Here is a 20,811-nt window from a genome sequence, read left to right as displayed (position 1 = left end):
CCCGGCATGCCCGACTTGGAGCCCGACCGCGTCCCCGGACGCCGGTCCGCGTATTTCGCCGTCGTCGACCCTGCCACCGGGGAGACCTTCGACGAGGCCCCCGACCAACAGCCGGACGCGTTGGACGCCGTGGTCGACCGGGCCCACCGGGCCTGGCACGGCTGGCGCGCCGACTCCGCCGCCCGCACCAGCGCGTTGCGCGTGGCGGCGGACGCCGTGGAGACGGCGGGCGAGGACCTCGCCCGGTTGCTCACCCGGGAACAGGGCAAGCCCCTGGCCGAGTCATACGCGGAGATCGCCCGTACGACGGCCCGTCTGCGCTACTTCGCAGACCTGGCACCCACAACCCGGCGGATCACCGACGGCCGGCCCGTGCACAGCGAGATCCGCTGGCGGTCCCTGGGACCCGTCGCCGCGATCGTGCCGTGGAACTTTCCCCTCCAGCTCGCGGCGGCGAAGTTCGCGCCCGCGCTCGCGGCGGGCAACACGGTGATCCTCAAACCGTCCCCGTTCACCCCTCTCGCCACCCGGCTGCTCGGCTCCGTCCTGGCCACCGCCCTGCCCGCGGACGTACTGACCGTCGTCACCGGCCGCGAACCCCTCGGCGCCCGCCTCGCCTCCCACCCGGGCATCCGGCACGTCACCTTCACCGGCTCGGTGCCCACCGGGCGGGCCGTCGCCGGAGCGGTGGCGGCCTCGCTCGCCCGGGTCACCCTGGAACTGGGCGGCAACGACGCCGCCGTCCTGCTGGACGACGTCGAGGTGGACCGGATCGCGGACCGGCTGTTCTGGGCCGCGTTCCGCAACTGCGGGCAGGTCTGCATGGCGGTCAAACGCGTCTACGCCCCGGCCCGGCTGCACGCCGAGGTCGTCGAAGCCCTCGCCCAGCGCGCGAAGAGCGTCGCCGTCGGGGCCGGCCTCGACCCGGAGACCCGGCTGGGCCCGGTCAACAACGCCCCCCAGCTGGCCCGGGTCGAGCAGGTCACCAAGCAGGCCCTGGCGGACGGCGCCCGGGCGGCGGCCGGCGGCCACCGGCTGGACGGGCCGGGCTACTTCTTCGCTCCCACGATCCTCACCGATGTCCCGCCCGGCAGCCCGGTGGTGACCGAGGAACAGTTCGGACCGGTCCTGCCGGTGCTTCCGTACCGGACCCTCGACGAAGCCGTCGACGCCGCCAACGGCACGGGATTCGGACTGGGCGGCTCCGTCTGGGGCACCGATCTCGACCGGGCCGAGGCGGTGGCCGACCGGCTCGAATGCGGCACGGCCTGGATCAACCACCATGCCGAAACCTCCCTCGCCCAGCCCTTCACAGGCGTCAAGAACAGCGGTGTCGGAGTCGCGGGCGGACCGTGGGGGCTGTACGGCAACCTCCGCCCGTTCGTCGTCCACCGCCCGCGGGAGGAAGGACGATGAGATTCCAGGCGGCCGTGCTGCGCTCGTACGACGACCCGTTCGCGGTCGAGGAGGTGACCCTGCGCACGGAACCCGCCGCCGGCGAGATCCTGGTCGAAGTCGCGGGCTGCGGGATGTGCCGGACCGATCTCGCGGTCCGGCGATCGGCCGGCCGCAGCCCGCTGCCGGCGGTGCTCGGCCACGAGGGAGCCGGGGTCGTGGTGCGGACGGGCGACGGCCCGGACACCGGGATCACCGTCGGTGACCACGTCGTGCTGAGCTTCGACTCCTGCGGACACTGCCGGAACTGCCGCGGCGCCGCCCCTGCCTACTGCGACTCCTTCGCCTCCCTCAACCTCTTCGGAGGCCGCGAGGAGGACGCGCCGCGGCTCACCGACGCGACCGGGGGAGCGCTGGCCCCCCGGTGGTTCGGCCAGTCCTCGTTCGCCGACTACGCGCTCGTCCCGGCCCGCAACGCCGTCCGGGTCGACCCCGCACTGCCCGTCGAACTGCTCGGGCCGCTCGGCTGCGGCTTCCTCACCGGCGCCGGAGCCGTGCTGAACGCCTTCGGCGCCGGCCCCGGCGACACCCTGGCGGTCTTCGGCGCGGGAGCGGTGGGCCTGGCCGCGGTGATGGCGGCCACCGCTGCCGGCGCGCTGACCGTGGCCGTCGACCGGCATCCGCGGCGGCTGGCCCTGGCCGAACGGTTCGGCGCGATCCCGCTCCCCGCCGAAACGGCCGGACTGCCCGAGCGGCTCCGGCGGCTGACCGACGGCGGCGCGCAGTACGCGCTGGACACCACGGCCTCGCCCCCGCTCATCAACGACGCGCTCCGGGCACTGCGCCCCACCGGCAGCCTCGGCCTGGTGGCACGGCTCCACACCGCGCTGCCCCTCGATGCGGGCACGCTGGACCGAGGCCGCAGCATCCGCCACATCTGCGAAGGGGACGCCGTACCCGGGCTGCTGATACCCCGGCTCACCGCGCTGTGGCAGACCGGGCACTTCCCCTTCGACCAGCTGATCCGCACCTACCCGCTGGCCGGCATCAACGAGGCCGAACGCGACTGCGACGCGGGCCGCGTGGTCAAACCCGTCCTGCTCCCGGAGGGAAGAAGCCGATGAGCCGGCCTGCAGCATCGCGGACTCACCGCATCCGGCGAGCAGGCACGTCGCAGTCCCCCACCCCCGCCAACGGAGGAAACATGGCCGGCACGGCGCAGCAGCACACGGACGCGGAGGGCGTGGGCGGAGGCGTGGGTGTGACTGCCCTCCTGGTCGCCGCCGCACGGGCGATCGAGACCCACCGCCACGACAGCCTGGCCCACGACGTCTACGCGGAACACTTCGTGCGCGCCGCCCCGGCGTGCGCTGACTGGCCGGTGCGCATCCAGCAGGTCCCGGACGGGGACGGCAACCCGCTGTGGGGGCGGTTCGCCCGCTACTTCGGCCTGCGGACCAGGGTCCTCGACGACTTCCTCCTCCGGTCGGTCCGTACGGGTGCCCGTCAAGTGGTCCTGCTGGGCGCGGGGCTGGACACCCGCGCCTTCCGGCTGGACTGGCCGCCCGACCGCGTGGTCTTCGAGATCGACAGGGCGGCCGTGCTGGCGTTCAAGCACCAGGTGCTCACAAGCCTGTCGGCCACCCCGAAGGTGAAACGCGTCCCCGTACCGGTCGACCTGCGCGCCGACTGGGTCACCGAGCTGACCACCGCCGGCTTCACCCCGGCCGCACCGAGTGTCTGGCTGGCCGAGGGACTCCTCTTCTACCTGCCGAGCCCCACCGAGACACACCTCATCGACACGGTGGACCGGCTGACCACCGAAGGCAGCGCACTGGCCTTCGAGGCCAAGCTGGAGAAGGACCTGCTGGAGTACCGCGACAGCTCGATCTACACGGCCACGCGAGAACAGATCGGCATCGACCTGCTCCGCCTCTTCGACAAGGGACCACGACCCGATTCGGCGGGCAACCTGGCGGCCAAGGGCTGGTCCACCTCGGTGCACACCCCCTTCGACTTCACCCACCAGCACGGCCGCGGCCCCCTGCCCGAGCCCAACGACGCGCTCGAGGGAAACCGGTGGGTGTTCGCGCACAAGCCCCGGCCGTGACATCGGCAGCGCGCACGTCGGCATCCGCACAGGGCCGGGCATCCGGCAGTCCGGTGTCCGAGACCGTCGAGGGGCCGGCCGGGCGGCTGTTCACTGTCCCGATGACCGCGCGTCGTATTCGTGCTGCGCCGTCAGGACCTCGTCGCTGTGCTCGACCGTCCAGTCGTACAGACGGGTGAAGGGTTCACGGAAAGACTCGCCGAGGTGTGTGAGGGAGTACTCCACGCCGAGGGGGGAGGTCTCGAGGACCCGGCGCCGGATCATGCCGTTGCGTTCGAGTCTGCGCAGCGTCTGGGTCAGTACCCGCTGCGTGACGCCCTCCAACTGCCGCTTGATCTCGTTGAACCGCGTCGGTTGCTCCAGGACCGCCAGGACCATCATGGACCACTTGTCGGCGATCTGATCGAGGATGGGCCGGCTTGGGCACTCGGCACTGAACCGCGGCATGCCGCGGGGCGGCAGGGGCGTGGAGTTGGTATTCATCATGATCCTTGGTTGTTGAGAAGTGCGTTATTGACCGTCCTCGGCGCAGAGCCCAGGGTAGGTATGCGTTGCAAACCTACTGGCTCACCGCAAACCTTGGAACACTCTTGAACCTGCACCAGTACACGACGCTCCACGTCGCCATCGATGCCGGAGTCGCGTGGATCACCCTGGACAACCCCCCTGTCAACGTGCTCAGCGGAACCCTGATCCGCGAACTGCACGACGCTCTCGGGACGCTGCGGGACGATCGCTCGGTCCGCGTCATCGTGTTCTCCAGCGCCAACCCCGAGTTCTTCATCGCCCACGTCGACATCCACATCCTCGACGAGATGCAGGAGCTGCAGGGGATCGCGGACCGCAACCCGGACGCCAATCTCTTCCAGGGCGTGGGCGAGCTGCTGCGCCACCAGCCGCAGGTGACGATCATCAAACTGGCGGGAAAGGCGCGAGCCGGCGGCGCCGAGTTCGTCGCGGCGGCCGACATGACCTTCGCCGCGCGGGAGACCGCGGGTATCGGGCAGAGCGAGGTGCTGATGGGCATCGTGCCGGGCGGCGGAGGAACGCAGTACCTGCGCGAGCGGGCCGGGCGCAACCGGGCGCTGGAGCTGCTGCTCACCGGTGATCTGGTGGACGCGGACACCGCAGCCGCCTACGGGTGGATCAACCGTGCGGTCCCCGCGGCCGAGTTGGACGCGTTCGTCGGCGGGGTGGCGGAAAAGATCGCCGCGCTTTCCCCGGAGCTCATCGCCGCGGCCAAGCAACTGGTCCCTCCGGCGGACCTGACCGACGGCCTGCGAGCGGAGAACGACGCATGGGCCGGGCTGGTGAGCGGGGCTCTGCCGGCCCGACTCATGACAGGGGCCCTGGAGCACGGTGCGCAGACCCCTGCGGGCGAGCGCGATCTGGAATCGGTCATGCGAAGCGTCGCCGCCGGCCTCTAGCGCGAGAGTCACGGGCGGGGAAGGCCGCGGGCGGAATCCGGCCGCACCGACGTCACCGAGCGGCATGACGGAGGCACGTTTCGTCTGCCCCGACTCGGCCCGTGCCACCCGCTTTCGTCCCAGTGAGCCCGCGGCCAACGACGTAACCCACGTCTGGGAACAACTCGCCGACGCACAAAAGGCCACAAGATCAAGCCGTCGGCCACAGCGCGGGACGAACGTAGTGGCATCTGCCGATGGTCCGCGGCACGTTCGCCGTCTCAGCCGACCGTTCGGAAGGCGGCGGTCTCGCCGCCGGAATCACACTACGACGTGGTGACGGACCCCACCGTGGTGACGTGCGCGTTCCCCGGCCAGTGCCGTGGATCGCGCCACCATCCAAGAGGAGAGATGAACCAATGAGGGCAGCCTTCTACGACACGCCCGGTCCCGCCAAGAGCGTGCTGCGGGTGCTTGACGTCGAACGCCCCGAGCCCGCCCCCGGCCAGGTCCGCGTTCGTATCGCACTCTCCGCGATCAACCCGGGCGACATGTTCATGCGGCTGAACTCCACCCCGCAGGACTTCCGGCGCGTCGGCGAACACACCGGCCGCATTCCGCACCAGGACGGCACCGGCACGATCGACGCGGTCGGCGCGGGCGTCGACCCGAGCCGGATCGGTGAACACGTGTGGATCTGGATGGCCGGCGCAGACCATCCGTGGGGGACCGCGGCGGAGTGGACCGTAATACCGTCCGAGCAGGCCATGGCGCTGCCGGATGGGGTCTCCGACGAGCTCGGCGCCTGCCTCGGCATCCCGGCGATGACCGCGCACTGGTGCCTGCATGCCGACGGTTCGCCCCGCGACCGCACCGTACTCGTCGCGGCCGGTGCGGGCGCCGTCGGGCACTACGCGATCGAACTCGGCCGGATCGCGGGCGCACGGATCGTGACGACGGTCAGCGGTCCGGAAAAGGCCGCGTTGGCCAGGGCCGCGGGTGCAGACCTCGTCGTGAACTACCGCGACGCCGACGCCGCCCAGCAGATCCTCGACGGAGCCGGGCCTGTCGACCGGATCATCGAGGTCTCGCTGACCGGCAACCTCGAACTGGACCTGGCCGTCACCGGCCCGGGAGCAACCATCGTGACCTACGCGGCACAGCCCGACGACCCGACCCTGCCGGTCTTCAGGCTCATGTGGTCCAACCTGGTGCTGCGGTTCGCGCTGTTCCTCACCGAACCGCGGGACGCGCTGCTGCGTGCCGCCACAGAGATCACCGCAGCCCTGCGCGAGGACGCTCTGACGCCACTGCCGGTGCACTCCTTCAGCCTCGACGACGTGGCGCTCGCACACGAGGCCGTCGAGAACGGCCTCATCGGGAAGGCTGTGCTCGACCTGCGCTGATCAGTCCATCGCGAACAGCACGCGAATGAGCAACGACTCCCTGCCTGCCTCATGAGTACAGGACGAATGCGTGGCTGCGGCTCGCCGCATCCATCGAACTGGCCGAGAAGCAGGCCGATCCGACTGGTGATTCGGGGCACGAAGGGCTCGAAGATCCACTGATCACCGAGCGGACCGGACTGCCCCTGTCCGCCGGGATCTCCGGTGCCAACCCCCACGACACCAGGCCCCGGAGCCGCTCGTGCGCGGCATCCCGCCGTCCGCTCCCGCCGCGGTGCACGCCGGTGTAAGCCGGGCAAGCTCCACGGCGACACGGGCTACGACCACGCTCATCTGCGGAAACGGCTCCGTGAAAGCGGCATGCAACACCGCATCGTCATCTGCTACCGCCCGCCTGCCAAATGAGATGACCTCCTGCGAGTTGGGGCGTGATAGCAGGTGAGTTGGCCGGTGGACGATCCGGCAATTACGGCGACCCGGCCGTCCCGTCCGCCGACTACTTAGCTGTGGCCGACGACGACATCACCCGTATCGAGTCCCCGCGCACCGTGGCCGGCGGCAAGGTCGTCCGCTCCGCCGGGGACTACGAGCACGCCGCCCCGCTGCCCGCGCATCAGCCCCGCCTGGAGTCCCGTGGCCCGCTACGGCGGTTTCTGCGAGCCTGCTGACTGCCCTGGAGCGCGACGCCGCCCCTCAGGCCGGGCCGACGCCTGCCGCGGCACTGCGCTTCCATCCGCCTCCCGGAGGGGTGGGGACGTGGGACGGGAATGTGGTTCACGGTGGGAGCGGCCGAGGCCCTCGTCGCACCGATCGCGGCGATCCTTCGGTGCCTGTCGAACGGCCGGGTCGGCCGGGGTGGCATTTCTCCGGCCGACCCGCGCTCACCGGCTCAGCCGAGGCCGATCTGGCGGTAGAAGGTCTGGTTGTCCCAGAACAGGAACTCCTCGTCCATGGTGCCCTTACGGTTCCAGATGCCGACCGTGGCCATGTCGATGGCGTACTTCTTACCGGTCGGCTGGATGAAACCGCCGTTGCCGTCCGGCATGGGGCGGGTGAAGGTACCCTGCATCACGCCGGTGACGCAGGTCAGTTCGTTCTTGGCCACCCGGAGCGGGTGGGACAGGATCCGCGTGTCGGGCGCCCACACGAAGAGGGCCGCGAGGTCGTCGATGTGCTGCTGGATACCGTCTGTGTAGTGTCCGTCCGGCCAGTGCACCCGGATGTTCTTCGCGTGGCTCTCACCCAGGCGGGCCCAGTCGGCGTGGGTGAAGACCTCGAAGTCCAGCTCGTCGAAGGTCTCCAAGTGCTTGCGCTCGGCGCGGGTCAGGTTGTTCGGGAAGGGCGGGTTCGGCACCGGCGTGGTGGCCGGATCCGGGAGCAGGCCCGGGTACCGCTGGCCCGCCTGGGCCAGGCTCTCTCCACTGGTGACGGCGGTGATGGCGAGTGCGCCGAATGCGGCGGCGGCTCCGCCCTTGAGCATGGAACGACGCTCCATGGTGAGTCCTCGATTCTCGTGAAGAACGCTCGCGACGAGCGCTGATGGTGAACCTGTTGTCCTGTGCCGGCCGGGCCTCGGTGACCCGGCCGACAGGCGGTGGCTGGGTGCGGGAATCCGCGTTGGCCGGCTAGGCGGTGGCCGGGGTGAACCGGCCCGCGGCCCAGGCGTGGCTGGTGCTCACGATCGTGGCGACGACGTCGAGTTCACGCTCGTCACGAGGTCCGTAGACCAGCACCATGCCCGGAGTCAGCCTGATCCCGGCGAGGGGATGGGCCACGGCCCAGCCGTGTCGGATCGCGTCGGCCGCCAGGCCGACCGGCAGCGCGATGTGGAGCGAGCCGTCGTGTCCGGGGTGCAGATGAGCGAACTCCCTGGCCCGTGGCACGAGGAAGGCTTGCTCGGGTCCGGTGGTGTGCGTCCCGGTGAGCATGAAGCCGCGCGCACCCGGTACGGAGATCGCCGACGGGCCGGTGGCGACGCCGTCGAGCGTGCTCAGCCGGGCGAACAGCTTCTCCTGCAGTTCCGGCGGCGAGTTGTCGGTGGTCTGCTGCTGGGGGATCGTCACGCTCACACGCGGGCGCTGCCCGGCACGGTCCGGAAGGCCGTCCGGGAGGGGCTGCCAGCGCACCGGTTCCCTGTCGGGACATCCATGGCGGGCAAGGTAGTCGCTCCGCTCCGCGAGCCAGCCGGCGAGGCCGGCCAGCGCACCGGTGGCGATGCCGTGCCCCACGGGGTCCCGCCGGGCGATCGTCGGCGCCCCCGATTCGCTGGTGAGGTAGTGCCAGGTGCGGTCAAGCAGTTCACGCGGGATGACGCGGTCGTGCTCGCCCTGGGCGACGAACACCGGTACCCCGGCCAGTCGCGCGGGAGTGGTGGGCACCCCTGCGTCGAAGGGCAGCGTGCCGTAGAGAATCGCCGCTCCGGCAAAGCGTTCCGGGTTGTCCAGCACCAGCCCGCCCGCGAAAGCGGCGCCGCCGCTGAAGCCGACGAGCAGGACCGGACGGCCGGGCGGGGCGATCTCGTCGAGCCAAGCGTTGAACCAGTCCAGGGTGGCGCGCAGCGACTCGGGAACCGGGCGGCCGATGCCGCGGTTGGCGAACCAGGCGAACCCGGGGCCTTCGGCGATGGGTGCGCGCACCGCGGCGTACGACAACGCGGGAGGCAACGTGTCGGCGAGCGCGATGATCTCGGTCTCGCGCGAGCCGCGACCGTGCAGCAGCACGACGAGCGGGGCGGCCGAGTCACCCCTGCTCACTGCTGTTGGCGGCCCCCATGGAGCGTCCGGTTCTATGGCGTCAGTAGTAGTCATGATCGGTTCTCCTACGACCTTGTGGCGCAGGGCCGGTATCCGTTCGTCCGCGAACGGCAGGCACCGTGTTGCCGGGGACGGCGAGCACCGCGAGGTCGGCGTCGGTCACGGTGTTCACGTTGTCGCCGCGGGGCGCGCACCCGTTTCGGCCGCGACCACGGCGGCCTTCTCCGGACTGCTCGCCGACACGGACACGGTGTGCCCGGCGGTGGATGCGGCCTTGCTGAGCGCGGGGTGCACGCTGCCCACTCCGGTGATCGCGACATGCATGACAGCGTCCCCAGTTCCTTGACTAGTCAGATATTGACACAGTAACCATCGATGATTGACCGCGCAATCTCTGAGTCGGCAAGTATTTCGGAGGTAGGATCGTCAACATGCCTTCCGCGACTCCCATAGACGATCCGTTGATCACCACGTTCGGCCGCCTGGTCGAGGCATACAGTCGGCTGGAGCAATGGCTCGGATCCGCCATGGAGTCCGAGGCAGGACTGCCTCACGTCTGGTTCGAGGTACTCATCCGGCTGGCCCGCTCGGAGGGGCAGCAACTGACGATGAGCGTCTTGGCCGACCAGATCGCGCTCACCACCAGCGGGGTGACCCGTCTGGTGGATCGCATGCAGGCGGCTGGATACGTCGAGCGACGCCCGTGCCCCACCGACCGCCGCGTCTCCTACGCGGGAATCACCGCCGCCGGGCACGACGTACTCGACCAGGCGGCCACCGTGCACGCCCGCAACCTGCGCAAGGCCTTCGACGGCTTCGGAGCACAGGATCTGGCCGCGCTGGACGGCATGCTCGACCGCGTCAGGGAGGCGGCATCGAGACTGCCTCGGAAGCCGTGACGTCGAGGACCTGCGGGGTGGCGACACCCAGCGGGTCGCCCCAGCAGTCGCTCAATAGTCGACGATCTCGGCCGGCAGATCCCTACGGCCGACGATCTCGGCCGGCAGGCCTCTTCGTCCCAGGCCTCCTCGGCGACGGCCTCGCGGACATGGCGCCGCCGAAGCATCGGAGCGGTGCAATAGCGGAAGCTGTTTCCACCTGCGGCTGAGGGCCACCGGGATGGCGACGGAGAAGGCCAAGCGGTGGTGGCCCGCGATCGTGCACGGCACCACGTACGGGCTGCCGTTCCTGCTGATCACACAGTCCCCGCTCGCACTTGCGGTGATCGTGGCGACGCACGTTGTCCTGGACCGCTCTAGGGTCGCGAAGTACCTGGTCTGGGCGCGGAACCTGCTGGCGCCTGCCTCACGTCGGGGCGCTTGGGCCGACGTGCAGAGAAGAACCAGAGCTCGCCCGTGGCCGTGCCGTCCGGCCTGGCGAATGCCCTGGTCATGGTTACTGACAACACCGTGCACCTGGCGATTGACGCCGCTGCCCTGGTGTGTTGGGGGTGATGGCGATGACTCCGTCAGGGGGCAGGACCGGAATGCGCCAGAAACCTGCCGTGGTGAACGGTAAGCACCGGCGGTGGGTGGCCGAACTTGGCACATGGTGACCGGTCGAGCGGCTTGGACTTGCGGCCGGGACTCGCGGTTGCCGACCAGATCACTCCGTTATGGGCAGACACTCGGCGAGCAGGTTGACGACGTCACGCCAAGCTCGCTGCGCGTGCCGTGGGTGGTAGCCGACGCCGGGGACCACGGTGTGGCCGACCGGCGGGTGGTGGAAGGCGTGCAAGGCGCCGCCGTAGACCACGAGGCGCCAGTCGACGCCCGCGGCCTGCATCTCGGCGGTGAATGCTTCCCGTTGCGCGGGCGGCATGATCGGGTCTTCCGACCCGACCCCGGCCCACACTGGGCAGCGGATGCGCGCCGCCTCGCCCGGTCGGCCCGTGGTCAGTGCGTTGACTGTCCCGATCGCACGCAGGTTGACGCCGTCGCGCCCGAGTTCCAGCGCGATTGCGCCCCCGGTGCCATAGCCGACGGCGGCGATCTGGTCGGGATCGGTCCGCGGCTCGGCGCGGAGCACGTCGAGCGCCGCATGGCCGATGCCTCGCATCCGGTCGGGGTCGGCGAGCAGCGGCATGCAACGGGCCAGCATCTCCTCGGGGTCGCCCAAGTAGCGCCCTCCGTGGAGGTCGAAGGCCAGCGCCACGTATCCCAGTTCGGCGAGCGCATCGGCCCGGCGGCGCTCGACGTCGCTGAGCCCCATCCCCTCGGGCCCGACCAGGACCGCGGGCCGGCGGCCGGCACCGGCCGGGAGCGCGAGGTGCCCGATCATCGTCAGGCCGTCGGCCGCGTATTCGACCGTGCGCGTGGTAACTGTCACCATGAGCCCGGACTGTAGTGATCGCCGAGCCGGTGGGACCGGTGTTCTGCCGCCGGCAGAAGACACGTCTCCGGTGTTTTCCGGAACCACCTCGTCAGCTGTTCAGCCGAGCCATCAAGTCCCGGTTCGCGGCGCGTGCGGCGGCGAGGTCCCCTTCGCGCTCGGCGAGTTCGGAGCGCTCCAGCTGGCCGATCTTGGCGGGTGAGTCTTTCGATGTCGGCGGGGCACTGAGCCCGGAGGCTTCCCAGACGGCCTGTCCGAGCGCTTCGGACAGGCGTCGTTCGAGCCGGGTGATGTACGTGCGGAGACGGCCGTTGCGGGCCGTGAGGTTCGCGACGTCGGTCAGCAGCGACTGGTGGCTGACCGGGTGGAATGGCCAAGTCCACGTGGGTGGACGGCCGTTACCGGCCACCCATGGGCGCTGTTACCGCCGTGTGATCCGCCGGCTGCCAAGGTGGTGACATGCGCGTACTGATCGTGGAGGACCACAGGGATCTCGCGGAGAGCCTTGCGCGAGGGCTGCGCCGGCACGCCATGGACGTCGAACTCGCGCACGACGGCGAGCAGGGGCTCACCCGGGCCGCCAGCGGCGCGTACGACGTCGTCGTCCTGGACCGCGACCTGCCGCTCGTGCACGGCGACGACATCTGCCGTGCCCTCGTTCAGCAGGGCTGTCCGTCCCGGGTTCTGATGCTCACCGCCTCCGGCACCCTCGCCGACCGGGTCGAGGGCCTCGGCCTCGGTGCCGACGACTACCTCGCGAAGCCCTTCTCCTTCGCCGAGTTGATCGCTCGCGTCCAGGCCCTCGACAGACGCGACCAGCCCGCCGTGCCCCCGGTCCTCACCCGCGGCGACATCGAACTCGACCCCGCCCGCCGCACCGCGCTCCGGGGCGGACGCAGCCTGGACCTGTCACCCAAGGAGATGGCCGTCCTGGAAGTCCTGCTCGCCGCCGGCGGCGCCGTCGTCTCCGCCGAGGAACTCCTGGAACGCGCCTGGGACCGGGACGCCGACCCGTTCAGCAACACCGTCAAGGTCACCGTCAGCAGGCTGCGCCGCAAGCTCGGGGACCCACCCGTCATCGAGACGCTGCCGCACGCCGGCTACCGGATCTGAAAGCGGCCGCGCGGTGCCGGCCGCACGCTGCCGTGCGTGTTGTTGCGAGGCGGAGGACGGTACGCCAGCCTGTGAACGGAGTAACCCGGATGTGACCCGGCGTGGGGGACCCTGCCGTCGGTGACCCGTGTTTCGTAGGGGGAGCAATGAGAGTACTGGTGGTGGAGGACCACACGGAGCTCGCGGATTCGATCACCAGAGTGCTGCGCCGCGAGGGCCTCGCCGTCGACACCGCCTACGGCGGCCGGACCGCGCTCGACCTCATCCTGGAGGTCGACTACGACGTGGTCATCCTCGACCGCGACCTCCCCGACGTGCACGGCGACGAGGTCTGCGCCGAACTCGCCACCGAGGGCGTCCGCACCAAGGTGCTCATGCTCACCGCCTCCGCCTCCATCGCCGATCGCGTCGAGGGCCTCGGCCTCGGCGCCGACGACTATCTCGCCAAGCCGTTCGCCTGGGCCGAACTCCTCGCCCGCACCCGCACCCTCGGCCGCCGCGCCCACCCGGTGCGCCGGCCCGAACTGGTCCGCGGCCCGCTGCGCCTCGACCCCGCCCGCCGCATCGCCAGCCACGCCGGCACCCAGCTCCCGCTCACCGCCAAGGAGTTCGGGGTCCTGGAGTACCTGCTCGGCGCCCGCGGCCGCACCGTGGCCACCGGCGAGCTCCTGGCCAAGGTGTGGGACGAGGTCGCCGACCCCAGCACCACCACCGTCAAGGCCACGGTCAACCGGCTGCGTACCAAGCTCGTCGACCGCTCCGTGATCCAGACCGTGCCAGGAGAGGGCTACCGGATCTGACATGGCGACCACCCTCGTGACCCGCGCCCGCGCCCGGCTGCGCCGCTCGGCCGCCGTCGTCCGGGCGCGCGCCCTGCTCCGCCGCCTCATGCCCCGCCGGGCCCGGGTCCGCTTCGCCATGCTCTTCGGTCTGCTGTTCATCGCCTCCGGCGCCGTCCTGCTCAGCATCACCTACCTGCTCGTCAACCGCCCCACCCACAACGTCGTCACCGCCTTCCACCTGGCCCCGCAGGACGGCTCACAACCGCGGACGATCATCCGGCCCGGCTCAGGACCCGGCTCCGAAACCGGCTCCCCGCCGGACGTCACCGACTGGCTCAACGACCAGCTGAGCAAACAGACCGCCAAGATGCACGACGCCCAGATGCACGAACTCCTCGTGCAGTCCGGCATCGCCCTCACCATCATGGCGGCGATCTCCGTCGTGCTCAGCTGGCTGCTGGCCCGCCGCGTCCTCAAGCCCATGCGGACCCTCACCGCGGGCATCTGCCGGATCTCCGCCAGCAACGTGCACGAGCGCCTCGCCGTCGAGGGCCCCCGCGACGAGGTCAGCGAACTCGCCGACAGCGTCGACGGGCTCCTCGAACGCCTCGAAGCGGCCCTGGAGTCGCACAAACGCTTCGTCGCCAACGCCGCCCACGAACTGCGCACCCCGCTCACCGTGGAGCGCGCCCTCCTGGAGGAGTCCCTTCTCGACAACGACGCCACCGTCGAGGCGTTCCGCGAGAACTTCGAACGCCTGCTGCGGATCAGCACCCACCAGGGAGCCCTGCTGGAGTCGCTCCTCGCCCTCGCCGTGAGCGAACGGGGCATGGACCGCGCCGAGCCCGTCGACCTGGCCGAGGTCGTCGAGTCCGTGCTGCTCACCCAACTCCCCGAGAACCAGCGGCACGGCGTACGCATCGTGGACCGCACCGAACCGGCGACGGTCGCCGGAGACACCGCGCTCCTGGAGCGACTTGTCGCCAACCTGGCCCACAACGCCGCCTACTACAACGTGCCCGACGGCAGCGTGGACATCACCGTCCGGCGCCACGACCGGCGAGCCGTCCTCACCGTCTCCAACACCGGCCCCGAGGTCCCCAAGGACCGTGTCGACCAGCTCTTCGAGCCGTTCCAGCGGATGCACCGCACCGCGGGCGACGGCCACCACGGCCTCGGCCTGTCGATCGTCCGCGCCATCGCCGCGGCCCACGACGCCACCCTCACCGCCCGCGCCAGGCCCGGGGGCGGGCTCGTCATCGACATCTCCTTCCCCCTCATTGTCAAAGGCGGAGAACGCTACGAAGGCCGGCCGCAGATCCGCGCCGCCGCGTCCAAGTGACCAGAACGGCGGGTTGGACGGCACCGTCCGATAGGTATCGTTCTGAGGGATCGACCCGGTCGTCCAACGTCCTTTCGCGGCGTTGCACCGGGAATTGACGGCGCTTCAGCGGAGGTTGTAGCGCGCGGATCTTTATTCCCAGAAGCTTCCCCAGCGGAAGCTTCTTGCCTTGCGTTTCCCGCGAAATGGCGTATGGAACACCTGCATGCCCATGGAAACGGAATAAGGGTGAAGGGTAGGCATGAGCGAGCGAATCGGTGACAGCATTCCCCTGTCCGACGGCCAGGAGGGCATCTGGCACGCACAGCGCCTGGGCGGCCCACACGCGCTGTACAGCGTCGGGCAGGCCGTCGAGATCACCGGCCCGCTGGACGTGCCCGCCTTCGAGGCCGCGCTGCGCCGGACGGTCGAGGAGACCGAGGCCCTGGGCGTGCGCTTCACCGAGGACCAGACCGGCGAAGTACGCGCGGTGCCGCACACCGCCCCGCACCGGGCGACCCTGCGCATCGAGGAACCTGACGGGGACCGGGACAAGGACGGTGACCGGCGGGCCCGGATCGAGACCCGGATGCGCGAGGAACTCGCCCGCCTGGAGGATCCGCTCGGAGAACACCTCTTCTCACACGTGCTCTTCAGACTCGATTCCGATCGGTACTGCTGGTTCCAGGGCTACAACCACCTCCTGCTCGACGGATACGCGTGCACGCTCATGGCCTCCAGGGTCGCCGAGGTGTATTCGGCACTCGTCGGGGGCCGGGCGTATCCGGATTCCGGTGACACCTCGATAGACAAGGTGCTCGAAGAAGAAGCGGAATACCGGAACTCAATTGAATTCGCCGACGACCGGCGGTATCTCTCCGACCGATTCTCGGACCGCCCGGACCTGGCGGAGGTCCCCCGAATCTCCGGCGTCGCAGGCTTGCACGACGACGCCCGCGAGGGCGCCGTACTCCGTGAGACAGGCGGTCTCGACCCTGCCGCGGCGGCCGCGCTGCGCGCCGCGGCGGACCGCGCCGGCCTGCGCACCTCCCGGCTGCTCCTCGCCGCCGCCGGCGCCTTCGTCAACGGCCTGGCCGGGTCCCCCGAGGTGCTGCTCAGCCTCCCCGTGACCGGGCGCGTGAGCGAGACGGACCTCAGGGCGCGGACCACCAAGGCGAACATGCTGCCCCTGCGCTTCCCCGTCCCCGCCGAAGCCGGCCTGCTCGACCTTGCCCGGACGGCCGACGAAGCGGTCGGCGAACTGCTCCGGCACCAGCGGTACCGCGGCGAACGGCTGCGCAGGGAGCTGCGCTGGCCCGAGGGCGACCGCTGGCACTTCGGCCCGTATGTGAACATCCTGCCGTCGGCCGGCGAACTGGCCTTCGGCGACTGCCGGGGCGTGGCACGGGACGTGTCGACCCGATTGGTCGAGGACTTCGGAGTGCTGATCGACCGCACCGCGTCGGGAGCCGAGATCGTCGTCGAGGCGAACGCGGTGCGCTACGACCGGGCGTGGGTACGGGCTGTCCACCGGTCCCTGATCGCCTTCGTCGAGCGGGCCGCCGACGATCCGACGGCACCGCTGCGACGGATCGCGGCGGTGGGGGACGAGTCCGAACGGGCTGTGGTGGTGGAGGGGTGGAACGCGACTGGGCAGGAGACGGATCCGTCGACTGTGGTGGAGCGGTTCCGCCGGTGGGTGGCTGAGTCCCCGGACGCGGTGGCGTTGCGTTCGGGTGGGCGTTCGTTGACCTATGCGGAGGTGGATGAGCTTTCGGATGCGTGGGCGCGTGGGTTGGTGGCGCGCGGTGTGGACCGCGAATCGCGGGTGGGTCTGTGTCTGCCGCGCGGGACCGACATGGTGGTGGCGATCCTGGCGGTGTGGAAGGCGGGCGGGGCGTATGTTCCGCTGGATCCGGAGTACCCCACTGACCGGCTGGCCTACATGGTCCACGACAGCACGGCGCAATTCGTGCTGGTCTCGGACGAGACCGTCGGTTGGCTGCCGGAGGATGTCGCCGTCGTCCGTCTCGACGAACTGGACCGCGGATCGGGCGGGTTGCCGGAGATCGCGGCCGGTCAGCTGGCGTATGTGATCTATACATCGGGTTCGACGGGGCGTCCGAAGGGTGTGGCGGTCGGGCATGCGTCGGTGGCGAATCTGGCCACCGCCATGCGTCCCGTCCTCGGCGTGGAACCGGGGGTTACGGCGCTGCAGTTCGCTTCCTTGAGCTTCGATGCCTCGGTGTTGGACGTGGCGGTGACGCTGGCCGCTGGTGGCACGCTGGCGATCGCCTCGTCCGACGAGCGGCTGGACCCTGCTGCGTTGGCCGCGATGGTGGAGAGCAGCGGTGTCGACGTCGCGAGTGTTGTTCCGTCGCTGCTGGGTGTGCTGGAGCCGGGGAATGTTGCTGGCATCGGTAACTGGGTGCTGGGCGCGGAGCGGCTGGAGTCCGGTCTGGCGGCGAAGTGGCGTGAAGGGGCTCGGGTGTGGAACACCTACGGCCCGACCGAGGCCACGGTGATCTCGACAGCGGTCTTGTTGGGTGAGGGGATAACCCGGGAGGGGGCGCCGCCGGCCATCGGTTCTCCGCTGCCCAATGTCCGTACTTACGTGCTGGACGCCTTTCTGCGGCCGGTGCCGGTTGGGGTGGCCGGTGAGTTGTATGTCGCGGGGGATGGGCTGGCTCGGGGTTATGTGAACCGGCCGGGTCTGACGGCGGAGCGGTTCGTGGCCTGCCCGTTCGGTGACGGCGACGGGCGGATGTATCGCACGGGGGATCTGGTGCGGTGGCGGGCCGATGGCCGGCTGGAGTTCGTGGGCCGGGCCGACGAGCAGGTGAAGATCCGGGGCTTCCGGGTGGAGCTCGGCGAGGTCGGGGCGGTGCTGGCCGCTTGTCCGGGGGTCGAGCGAGCTACGGCGGTGGTCCGGGACGGGCATCTGGTCGGCTATGTCGCCGGGAGTGCGGACGGCGAGGAGGCACGGGCCTTCGCCTCCACCCGGTTGCCGGAGTACATGGTCCCGTCGGCGGTCGTCGTGCTCGACGCCTTTCCGCTGACCGTGAACGGCAAGATCGACCGGGCCGCCCTGCCCGAGCCCGGCCCGGCGTCCGCCGACACGCGCGCTCCGTCGACCGGGACCGAGGAGGCGCTGTGTGCGCTGTTCGCGGAGGTGCTGGGTCTGGGGTCGGACGCGGTCGGCGTCGGGGACAGCTTCTTCGGGCTGGGCGGCGACTCGATCACGGCGATGCTGCTGGTGTCGCGAGCCCGTGGGGCCGGGCTGATCATCAGGGCCCGTCAGGTGCACGAGTTGCGGACGCCTGCGCGGCTGGCGGCCGCCGTGGCGAAGCCCGCTGGCGGGGTCGGCGGGGTGGTTCTGGCGGAAGGCGCCCGTCTGGCGGACCGCGCGATCGGTGAGGTGCCGCTGACACCGGTGATGCGGGAGGTACTGGACCGGGTCGGTGCCGACGGTGTGCGCGAGGTCGTGCAGTCGGTGGCGGTGGAGACGCCGGCGGGGCTGGACGAGATGGCGCTGCGGGATGCGTGGACAGTTCTGATGGGGCGTCATGACATGTTGCGGGCACGGCTGGTGGCGGAGCCCGGGGTGCTGGTGGTGCCCGGAGCGGCGGACGCGGCACCGGCCGCCGGGGCGGTCCTGCGCGTGGACGCGATCGGGCAGGACCCGGCGGACCTGGTGGATACGGAGATCCAGGCCGCGGTGGCGCGGCTGGATCCCGCGGCCGGGGTGATGGTGCAGGCGGTGTGGCTGGACGCGGGGCCCCTGGCCGCCGGGCGACTGGTCGTGGTGGCCAGCCACCTGGTCGTCGACGCGGTGTCCTGGCAGGTGCTCCTGCCCGACCTGTGGTCGGCGTACGAGGCACGCGCCGGCCAACACGAGCCGGTATTCGAGGACGTACCGGTGCCGTTCCGGGCCTGGGCGCGGGAGCTGGCGGCCGAGGCGACCCGTCCGGAGCGGGTGGCCGAGCTGGACGCGTGGCGGACGGTGGTGGCGGGCGACGGCCCGGACGTCCCGCTGACGGACGTTTCGCTGGACCCGGCTGTGGATGTGGGCGCGACGGTTCGCGAGGTGTCGGTGACCGTGGCGGCAGACGTGACGGCGGCGCTCTCGACGGACGTTCCGGCCGCGTTCCACACCGGCGTGCCCGAGGTGCTGCTCGCGGGGCTGACGGGTGCGGTGGCGGAGTGGGCCGGGCCCGGCGGCCTCCTGGTGGACATCGAGGGCCACGGCAGGACCCCGCTGTCCGAGGGGGCGGATCTGTCGCGGACGGTGGGGTGGTTCACGGCCTCGTACCCGGTGCGGCTGCGCGCGGACGGTGGGCTGTCGGGGTCGGGGTCAGGGCCGATGTCGGTGTCGCGGGTGAAGGAGCAGGTGCGGGCGGTGCCCGGGGACGGGCTCGGCTACGGCCTGCTGCGCCGGCTGAACCCGGAGACGGCTCCGGTGCTGGCGGGCCTGCCGACGGCGCAAGTGGGCTTCAACTACCTGGGCCGAGCAGGCACCGGCACCGGCTTCGCGGCGGGCAGCGCGGCGCGGGCCGCCGTCATGCACACGCTCGAACTGACCGGATCGGTACGGGAATCGGCGGACGGCCCGGTACTGGAGCTGGTCCTGGCCTGGCCCGGGCGGTTGCTGCCCGAGGGACGGGCGCGGGCACTGCTGGAGGCGTGGGCGGGCGCGCTCAGGAGCCTGGTGGCGGACGTTCGGGCGGGTGCGGGTGGGCATTCCCCGTCGGACTTTCCGCTGGTGCCCCTGGACCAGACGGCGGTGGACGAGATAGAGGCCGCGGTTCCTGGTGTGGTGGAGGTACTGCCGGTCGCGCCTCTGCAGCAGGGCCTGCTGTTCCACTCCCTCTTCGACGAGGACGGCACGGACGTCTACGTCGAGCAGATGGTGCTGACGCTCCAAGGTGACGTGGACGGGGAGCGGTTGCGGGCGTCATGGCAGGGCCTGGTCGATCGGCATGCCGCGTTGCGGGCCGGGTTCATGCAGGTGGCGGGTGCGACGAGCCCGGTGCAGGTGGTCGTGGAGCATGCCGAACTGCCTTGGCGTGAGGTCGAGTTCACGGGACTCGAAGAGGAGGCCGCGGACCGGGTGGCGACCGAGGAACGGTCCGCACGGTTCGATCTTGCCGCGCCCCCGCTGCTGCGGGTGGCACTGCTCCGGACCGGCGCTGAGCGGTCCCGGCTGGTGGTGACGCTCCACCACCTGCTGCTGGACGGCTGGTCGCTGCCGTTACTGCTCAGGGAGTTGTGGGTGCTCTACGAGGCCGGCCGCCAGGCGGACGCGTCAGGTGCGTCGAGTGCGTCGGATGCGTCGGACGCGTTGGGCGCACCCGTGCCGACACGGCCCTACTGGGCGTGGCTGGCCGCCCGGGATGGTGCGGCCGCGCTGGAGGCGTGGCGGGCCGAACTGGCCGAGGTCGAGGAACCCACGCTCGTCGCACCGGCCGGCTCGGACACGTCAGATGCCGTCGGCCTGGACCGGGTCCACGAGCGGGCGGACGCCGACCTGGTGCGTGGGCTGGAGCGGGTCGCACGCGGGGCGGGCGTGACGCTGAACACCGTGGTCCAGCTGGCCTGGGGACTGGTGCTGGGACAGCTGACAGGCCGTCATGACGTGGTGTTCGGCGCCACGGTGGCGGGTCGGCCGGCGGAGCTTCCCGGGATGGAGGCGATGCTGGGGCTGTTCATCAACACGCTGCCGGTGCGGGTACGACTGGATCCCGCACGGTCGGTGGGTGCCGCGCTGGAGGAGTTGCAGGCGCGGCAGTCGGCGCTGCTCGACCACCAGCATGTCGGGCTCAGCGAGGTGCAGCGGGCCGCAGGCCCCGGTGCCACCTTCGACACGCTGCTGGCCTTCGAGAACTACCCGGGTGACCTGGACGCCCAGCCCCTCGGCGACGAACTCGCCCTCACGGCCACCGAGCTCCGCGAGTCGACCAACTTCGCGCTGGCGCTGGGCGTCACCCCCGCCGACGGCCTCGCCATCCGCCTCGACCACCGCTCCGACGTCCTCGGACACCAGGCCGCCCGGCGGACGGCCCGCCGCCTGGTCCGGGTACTCGAGCAGATGGCCGCCGACCCGGGGACACGGCTGAGCGACATCGAGCTGCTGGACGAGTCCGAGCGGATTTTGGTGGTGGAGGAGTGGAACGCGACGGCGCGGGAGGTGGATG

17 protein-coding genes are annotated in these 20,811 nt (G+C 70.9%); 11 read left to right on the top strand and 6 right to left on the bottom strand.

The window, feature by feature from the left end; translation table 11 throughout:
• Positions 1-6 precede the first annotated feature (6 nt).
• The 3 genes from LQ326_RS43565 to LQ326_RS43555 all read left to right on the top strand — a co-directional run bounded on the left by LQ326_RS43565 (position 7) and on the right by LQ326_RS43555 (position 3,505).
• A complete protein-coding gene (locus LQ326_RS43565) occupies positions 7-1,416 on the top strand; it encodes an aldehyde dehydrogenase family protein (protein WP_234544629.1) in 1,410 nt (469 codons plus the stop codon).
• Positions 1,413-2,519, top strand: coding sequence for an NAD(P)-dependent alcohol dehydrogenase (locus LQ326_RS43560; RefSeq protein WP_234544628.1), 1,107 nt, complete (start codon positions 1,413-1,415; stop codon positions 2,517-2,519). The genes LQ326_RS43565 and LQ326_RS43560 overlap by 4 nt, the downstream gene beginning before the upstream one ends.
• An 80-nt stretch (positions 2,520-2,599) precedes the next feature.
• On the top strand, positions 2,600-3,505 hold the full coding sequence (locus LQ326_RS43555; protein ID WP_234544627.1) for a class I SAM-dependent methyltransferase: 906 nt from the start codon (positions 2,600-2,602) through the stop codon (positions 3,503-3,505).
• 90 nt (positions 3,506-3,595) lie between these two features.
• On the opposite strand, the gene LQ326_RS43550 is transcribed toward LQ326_RS43555, so the two are convergent.
• Positions 3,596-3,988 (bottom strand): winged helix-turn-helix transcriptional regulator, encoded by a 393-nt coding sequence (locus LQ326_RS43550; protein WP_234544638.1) that lies wholly within the window; start codon positions 3,986-3,988, stop codon positions 3,596-3,598.
• 107 nt (positions 3,989-4,095) lie between these two features.
• Here LQ326_RS43550 and LQ326_RS43545 point away from each other — a divergent pair, with 107 nt between their 5' ends.
• The 3 genes from LQ326_RS43545 to LQ326_RS43530 all read left to right on the top strand — a co-directional run bounded on the left by LQ326_RS43545 (position 4,096) and on the right by LQ326_RS43530 (position 6,985).
• Complete coding sequence (locus LQ326_RS43545; RefSeq protein WP_234544626.1) at positions 4,096-4,932, top strand: enoyl-CoA hydratase/isomerase family protein; 837 nt, start codon at positions 4,096-4,098, stop codon at positions 4,930-4,932.
• A gap of 398 nt (positions 4,933-5,330) precedes the next feature.
• Positions 5,331-6,317, top strand: a complete 987-nt coding sequence (locus LQ326_RS43540) for an NADPH:quinone reductase (protein WP_234544625.1) — start codon at positions 5,331-5,333, stop codon at positions 6,315-6,317.
• 506 nt (positions 6,318-6,823) lie between these two features.
• Entirely contained in the window at positions 6,824-6,985 is a 162-nt protein-coding gene (locus LQ326_RS43530; protein ID WP_234544624.1) for a hypothetical protein, read from the top strand.
• Positions 6,986-7,206: 221 nt separating this feature from the next.
• Here the strand turns inward: LQ326_RS43530 and LQ326_RS43525 are convergent, their stop codons facing one another.
• The 3 genes from LQ326_RS43525 to LQ326_RS43515 all read right to left on the bottom strand — a co-directional run bounded on the left by LQ326_RS43525 (position 7,207) and on the right by LQ326_RS43515 (position 9,394).
• Positions 7,207-7,812 carry an ester cyclase gene (locus LQ326_RS43525; protein WP_234544623.1) on the bottom strand — a complete coding sequence of 202 codons (606 nt, stop codon included), beginning with the start codon at positions 7,810-7,812 and terminating at the stop codon, positions 7,207-7,209.
• Positions 7,813-7,942: 130 nt separating this feature from the next.
• Positions 7,943-9,124, bottom strand: a complete 1,182-nt coding sequence (locus LQ326_RS43520; RefSeq protein WP_234544622.1) for a luciferase domain-containing protein — start codon at positions 9,122-9,124, stop codon at positions 7,943-7,945.
• A gap of 114 nt (positions 9,125-9,238) precedes the next feature.
• Complete coding sequence (locus LQ326_RS43515; protein ID WP_234544621.1) at positions 9,239-9,394, bottom strand: NAD(P)-binding domain-containing protein; 156 nt, start codon at positions 9,392-9,394, stop codon at positions 9,239-9,241.
• A gap of 107 nt (positions 9,395-9,501) precedes the next feature.
• On the opposite strand from LQ326_RS43515, the gene LQ326_RS43510 reads away from it, so the two are divergent.
• Positions 9,502-9,969, top strand: a complete 468-nt coding sequence (locus LQ326_RS43510; protein ID WP_234544620.1) for a MarR family winged helix-turn-helix transcriptional regulator — start codon at positions 9,502-9,504, stop codon at positions 9,967-9,969.
• A gap of 706 nt (positions 9,970-10,675) precedes the next feature.
• Here LQ326_RS43510 and LQ326_RS43505 read toward each other — a convergent pair.
• Both LQ326_RS43505 and LQ326_RS43500 read right to left on the bottom strand, forming a co-directional pair.
• The gene (locus LQ326_RS43505) at positions 10,676-11,401 is read right to left on the bottom strand and encodes a dienelactone hydrolase family protein (RefSeq protein ID WP_234544619.1); all 726 of its coding nucleotides are present in this window, start codon (positions 11,399-11,401) and stop codon (positions 10,676-10,678) included.
• Positions 11,402-11,492: 91 nt separating this feature from the next.
• Positions 11,493-11,810: a hypothetical protein gene (locus LQ326_RS43500; protein ID WP_234544618.1), complete on the bottom strand. Its 318-nt coding sequence runs from the start codon at positions 11,808-11,810 to the stop codon at positions 11,493-11,495.
• Positions 11,811-11,860: 50 nt separating this feature from the next.
• On the opposite strand from LQ326_RS43500, the gene LQ326_RS43495 reads away from it, so the two are divergent.
• From LQ326_RS43495 to LQ326_RS43480, 4 genes are all read left to right on the top strand, one after another.
• The gene (locus LQ326_RS43495; protein WP_234544617.1) at positions 11,861-12,514 is read left to right on the top strand and encodes a response regulator transcription factor; all 654 of its coding nucleotides are present in this window, start codon (positions 11,861-11,863) and stop codon (positions 12,512-12,514) included.
• A 146-nt stretch (positions 12,515-12,660) separates the two neighbouring features.
• Positions 12,661-13,314, top strand: coding sequence for a response regulator transcription factor (locus LQ326_RS43490; protein ID WP_234544616.1), 654 nt, complete (start codon positions 12,661-12,663; stop codon positions 13,312-13,314).
• A 1-nt stretch (position 13,315) separates the two neighbouring features.
• A complete protein-coding gene (locus tag LQ326_RS43485; RefSeq protein ID WP_234544615.1) occupies positions 13,316-14,638 on the top strand; it encodes a sensor histidine kinase in 1,323 nt (440 codons plus the stop codon).
• Between the two features lie 241 nt (positions 14,639-14,879).
• On the top strand, positions 14,880-20,811 hold a 5,932-nt coding region (locus LQ326_RS43480), incomplete at its 3' end, for a non-ribosomal peptide synthetase (protein ID WP_234544614.1).

The organism is Streptomyces shenzhenensis, assembly GCF_021462265.1.
Classification (GTDB): Bacteria; Actinomycetota; Actinomycetes; order Streptomycetales; family Streptomycetaceae; genus Streptomyces; species Streptomyces shenzhenensis.
Note: the sequence above shows the minus strand (reverse complement) of the source record. Positions and strands in the feature narration are given on the sequence as shown.